This is a genomic window from Nonomuraea sp. NPDC049784, assembly GCF_040659615.1.
GTDB lineage: Bacteria > Actinomycetota > Actinomycetes > Streptosporangiales > Streptosporangiaceae > Nonomuraea.
This window is the reverse complement of the sequence record NZ_JBFAMX010000714.1, coordinates 1-4,723: the sequence shown is the minus strand read 5'-3', so window position 1 is coordinate 4,723 and position 4,723 is coordinate 1. Positions and strand designations below refer to the sequence as shown.

The following is a 4,723-nucleotide window of genomic DNA, read 5'->3' as shown; positions in this document are numbered from 1 at the left end:
GTCAGGTGCGGCAGCTCGGCCGGGATGCGCCGGGCCAGCTCGCGCAGCGCGAACGTCTTGCCGTGGCCGAAGTCGCCGAGCAGCAGCAGGAAACGGCCGTGGTCGGTGTTCAGCAGCCGCATGAGCTCGTCGGTCAGGCCCTGCTTGACCTGGTTTCCCGGGCGGTCGAGCTCGCGGTAGCGCTGCGGCACGTACAGGCCGGGCGGGTAGCGCCGGTCGGTCGTCAGCCTGGCCGTCTGCTCGCTGACGTAGCCGGTCAGGTCGAGCAGGCCCTGGAACTCGGTGAAACTGCGCAGACGCACGCCCTTGCGCATCAGGTCGTCGCGGAGCGCCCGGGAGGCGGGCGGCCCCTGATAGACCAGCTCGGCGGCCAGGCCGGTGGCGTGCGCCTGCCGGACGAACCCGTCGGCCGCGCTCCCGGTCAGCTCGCCCACGTACGCGCCGATCATCGTCTGGCGGACGAACCCGTCCTCGGGGTGCGTGACCACCAGATGCGAGTCGAACCTGCGGATCCGGGCCCGCTCGTGCCTGGCCTCGCAGACCTCGGCGATCCGGTCGAGCAGCAGCTCGACCGGGCTGGGCGCGCGCTCGTCCGGCTTGGGCGCGGGCGGCTCGGCCGACGGGCTCTCGCCGGTGAACGTGGCCCGCACGGCCCTCCACCGGTGCGGGACCAGTTCGGGCACGACCGCGTCGGGCAGCCACCTACGCAGCCCGTCAGGGGTGATCTCGACCACCTGGTGCCGCCCGGAGCGCGGAGCGGCGATCCTGCCCTCGGCCGCGTCGGCCGCACCCCCGTGGAAGAGCAGGTTGAGCCGGTGAGCCAGCAGCCGGTCGAACGCCGGGGCGTCCCGCAGCTCGCCCGGCGGATGCCCGATCGCGCCCAGCCGCAGCCACGCGCCCTCCTCATACGGCCGCAGCCGCTCGGCGAACCAGGCCGCCTGCGCCTCGCCGAGCAGCGCGTACGCGTCCCGCTCCAGATGACTCATCGCCATCGTCGAGTTGAGCCCCGCCACGACCACCTTCAGGTCGGGCACCTCGAACAGCGTCCACGGCTGCCCGCCGTCGAACACCCGGTCGTCCAGTCCCTGGTACACCTCGCCGAACAACCCCGCGAAATGCCGCCACTTGGGCCAGTAAGGAGGCTGCGGGCTCACGTCGTCGGCCTCGCAGGTCATGAAGTACGCGCTGGCCGCGGCCTTGGTCACGTCGCGTGGCCCGGGCAGCAGCACCAGCCGGTGCGGCTCCAGCCCGATCAGCAGCCGCAGGTCGGTCACGAACCGCGTAGCCTGCCCGAACTGCCCCAGGCTGCCCGACTCGGTCAGGTCGCCGCTGACCACCATGAGGTCGGGACGCGGCATGCCCCTGTCGTACATGGCGGTCAGATCCGCCCAGATCCGCGCCTGCATGTCCTCCGGCGTGAACGGCTCACCGGGATCGGGCAGCGCCCTGCCGAACCTGGGGCCGCCGATGTGCAGCACGCTGATCGACTCGCGCCCCCGGTCGGCCCTCACGGCCGGGGGGAACTTCGGCGCCGTCACCGGCGCGCGCCGCGTCCTGGCCCGCTCACCCGGCTCCGGCAGCGTCGGGGGCGGCGCCGGCACGCTGGACCCGTCGGGGAACGCGGGCGCCGCCTCCGGCTTGGCCCTGCCCGCCATCGCCTCCCGCACCCTGCCCAGCAGCAGCGCCCTGGCCTGCCCAGGGTCGGTGACGCCCAGCAGGTCGACCCAGGTGATCGTGGACAGCAGGCCCTCGAGCCGGACGTCCTCCAGCCTGATCGTGACGAGCTTGTTGGAGGGGTTGTCGGGGTCTGCCCGCAGTGCCGCCTGCCATTCCAGCCGGCCGTAACGGGAGGTCAGGTAGTTGCGCGAGAGCACCGCCACGACCAGCTGCGCCTCGCTGACACCCCGGTCCATGAAGTCGATGAAGTTGGTGCCCGGGACGAAGTCCCACGCCTGGATCATGGTCCGGTAGCCCGCCGCCTCGAGCTCCCATGCGATCCAGGTGGCCCAGGCCGTGTCGGCCGGGGAGTAGCTGACGAAGATCTCGGTCGGCCTGCCGTCACGCGCCATGAGCCCAGTATCCCCTGTGCCGCAAGGGTTTTCGCGAGGGAGCGCCGTTGCCTGGACTGAGGAGCGTCGGGAGCGTAGCGGCCAGAGCGACGAGGGAAGGCAACGGCTCCCCAGCGACCGAGCCGCCGCTGCGGAGCAGAGGCCATGAGCACTGCCATAGGATCGGACGGGTGTGGCGGCGTCTTGGCACCCTCGACCTGATCAGGATCGGGCTGCTGGTTCTCGGAGTGTTCTTCCCGGTGACCGGGCTGCTGCCCTGGGAGGACGCGCTCGCCAGCCTCGATGACATCGGCCCCCTGCTGATCTTCCTGGTCGCGATCATCGTGCTGGCGGAGCTCACCAAGGAGGCCCAGGTCTTCGACGCCATCGCGGCGAGGATGGCGGTGTTCGGACGCGGTAACTACGCCGCCCTCTTTTTCCTTTGCACAGCCTTCGCGTCATTTATCACGATATTTCTGAACCTGGACACGACGGCGGTCCTGCTCACCCCCGTCATGCTCGCCCTGGCCCCCAAGGCCCGCATCGCCGCCCTGCCCCTGGCCATGACCACGATCTGGCTCGCCAACACCGCGAGCCTGTTGCTCCCCGTCTCCAACCTGACGAACCTCCTGGGTATGGAGAAGATCGGCCTCGACGCCCAGGAGTTCGCCGCGCGCATGTGGGCGCCGCAGCTGGCCTCGATCGCCGTGACGATGGCGTTCCTGTGGGTGTTCTACTGGCGCCGCGGCCAGCGGCGCGACCTGCGGTACACGCCGCCGCTGCTGGAGCCGGTGGCCGACCGCGTGCTGTTCGGGGCCGCGTCAGCGGGCTGCCTGCTGTTCATCGCCCTGCTGATGCTCAAGGCACACGTGGCCGTCGCCGCCACGGCGGCGGCCGCGATCGTCGTGGGGGCGTTCCTGCTGCGCGCCCGCCACCGCCTCACCTGGAGCCTCATCCCGTGGCAGCTCATCATCTTCGTCACCGGGCTGTTCCTCGTCGTGCCCACGCTCAGCAGGCACGGGCTGTCCGACCTCATGACGTGGATGGTCGGCACGGAGGGCGACCCCTACCGCACGGCCGCCATCGGCGCGGGACTCTCCAACACGATCAACAACCTGCCCGCCTACAAGGCCGTCGAGACCGTCATCCCGCCCACCGATCGCAACCAGCTGCTGGCCCTTCTGGCCGGCACCAACGTGGGCCCGGTCATCACGCCGTGGGCGTCGCTGGCCACGCTGCTGTGGTTCGAGTCGTGCCGCCGCCACGAGGTCAAGGTGCCGATGCGCCGCTTCCTGCTCACCGGCACGGGCCTGGCCGTGGTGGGGCTGCTCGCCACGGTGTGGGCGCTGGTGCACGTCGGCTGAGCGGGCCCGGATCAGGCGGCGGCCAGCTCGTAGGCTCCGGCGACCGCGCCCAGCGCCCAGCGCATCCGCACGACGTACGTCTCGGGATGGTCGCCGGCCTCCTGCGCCACGTACGCCGCGCACCAGCCCGCGTCGCTGCCGCACGCGCACAGCCGCTCGTCCACGGCCGCGCGAATCTGGAACGGCGACAAACGGTCGGACGGCTGCAGAGCGGTCGCGAAGAGCACCTGCGCCAGCTCGATTGTGGTCATCATGTCGGGCTCCTCCCCTTGTGCCGTTCTCTCTAAATAGACCTCGAACGGCGGCGGAACTCATCGGCAAAAGACACACATCTTCTGCGGAATCTTCCTCACTCGAGGACGGAGAGGAGCCCTGGCAAGGCCCGCGGGTGGGCGGCGACGAAGCTGCGGTCGTCGGGCGTGCCGTCGAAGCACTCCTCGAACGGGCCGCCGTCCAGCGCCCTGATCTCGATGCCCGCCTCCCTGGCCAGCAGCGCGCCCGCCGGCAGGTCCACCGCCTCGGCGCGGTAGCCCACGATGCCGTCGATGTCGCCACGCGCCAGCATCGCCCACGACAGCAGCGGCGCCCACAGCTGCAGCAGCCTGCGCGCGTTGAGCTCCAGCGCCGACTTCAGCGCGCGCACCGTCGCGTCGTCCCGGGGCACGTCGTAGCCCTGGGTCCAGGCCAGCAGCGGCCCGTGCGGGCTCGGGACGTACGGGGGCGCCAGCCGTACCCCTGAGGACGACCCGGCCGGCGAGGACAGGGCGCCGCGCCCGCGGATCGCCGACCACGTCTGCGCGGAGACCGGGTCGTGCACCACCCCGAGCACGGGACGCCCGTCCCGGCACAGCGCCACGCCCACCACGTAGGCGGGCAGGCCGATCGCCACGTTGTTGGTGCCGTCGAGCGGGTCGACCAGCCACGTCCACTCGCCGCCCGCGGCCCCGACCAGCCCCGACTCCTCGGCGATCACCGCGTGCGACGGGTACGCCGTCAGGATGCGCTCCAGCAGCAGCTTCTCCGAGGCCAGGTCGAGATCGGTCACCACGTCGCCCGCGTCCCCTTTGGCCTGGACGCCGACCGCGCCCCGCATGCCCTCCAGGAGCAGCGCTCCCGCGGCCTCGGCGGCTTCGACGGCGACCGTGCGAGCGTGATCCAGGTCCATCGGGTGCCTCTCAGGTCAGGTGCGCGGTGATCAGGCGTACGGCCAATTCGGTCTCGCGGGCGTCCAGCGGCTGCCTGGCCACGTGGTGCGGCCCGCCGCCCAGCGGGCCCAGCGACAGATCGCGACTGCCGGGCCGGCCCCGCCCG

The 4,723-nt window shown here is 71.8% G+C and carries 4 protein-coding genes; 1 reads left to right on the top strand and 3 read right to left on the bottom strand.

Annotation, left to right across the window (positions count from 1 at the left end; translation table 11 throughout):
- Positions 1-2,069, bottom strand: a 2,069-nt coding sequence (locus AB0J09_RS56595) for a TIR domain-containing protein (protein WP_360710949.1), incomplete at its 3' end; no start/stop codon positions are given.
- Between the two features lie 170 nt (positions 2,070-2,239).
- On the opposite strand from AB0J09_RS56595, the gene AB0J09_RS56590 reads away from it, so the two are divergent.
- Positions 2,240-3,412 carry an SLC13 family permease gene (locus AB0J09_RS56590; protein WP_360710946.1) on the top strand — a complete coding sequence of 391 codons (1,173 nt, stop codon included), beginning with the start codon at positions 2,240-2,242 and terminating at the stop codon, positions 3,410-3,412.
- An 11-nt stretch (positions 3,413-3,423) separates the two neighbouring features.
- Here the strand turns inward: AB0J09_RS56590 and AB0J09_RS56585 are convergent, their stop codons facing one another.
- Entirely contained in the window at positions 3,424-3,666 is a 243-nt protein-coding gene (locus AB0J09_RS56585; RefSeq protein ID WP_360710943.1) for a hypothetical protein, read from the bottom strand.
- A gap of 95 nt (positions 3,667-3,761) precedes the next feature.
- Positions 3,762-4,577 carry an inositol monophosphatase family protein gene (locus AB0J09_RS56580; RefSeq protein WP_360710940.1) on the bottom strand — a complete coding sequence of 272 codons (816 nt, stop codon included), beginning with the start codon at positions 4,575-4,577 and terminating at the stop codon, positions 3,762-3,764.
- Between the last annotated feature and the right edge of the window lie 146 nt (positions 4,578-4,723).

Excerpts from the sequence above, each read along its gene's own strand:
- AB0J09_RS56585 (WP_360710943.1), bottom strand. The coding sequence starts at position 3,666 with ATGATGACCACAATCGAGCTGGCGCAGGTGCTCTTCGCGACCGCTCTG.
- AB0J09_RS56580 (WP_360710940.1), bottom strand. The coding sequence starts at position 4,577 with ATGGACCTGGATCACGCTCGCACGGTCGCCGTCGAAGCCGCCGAGGCC.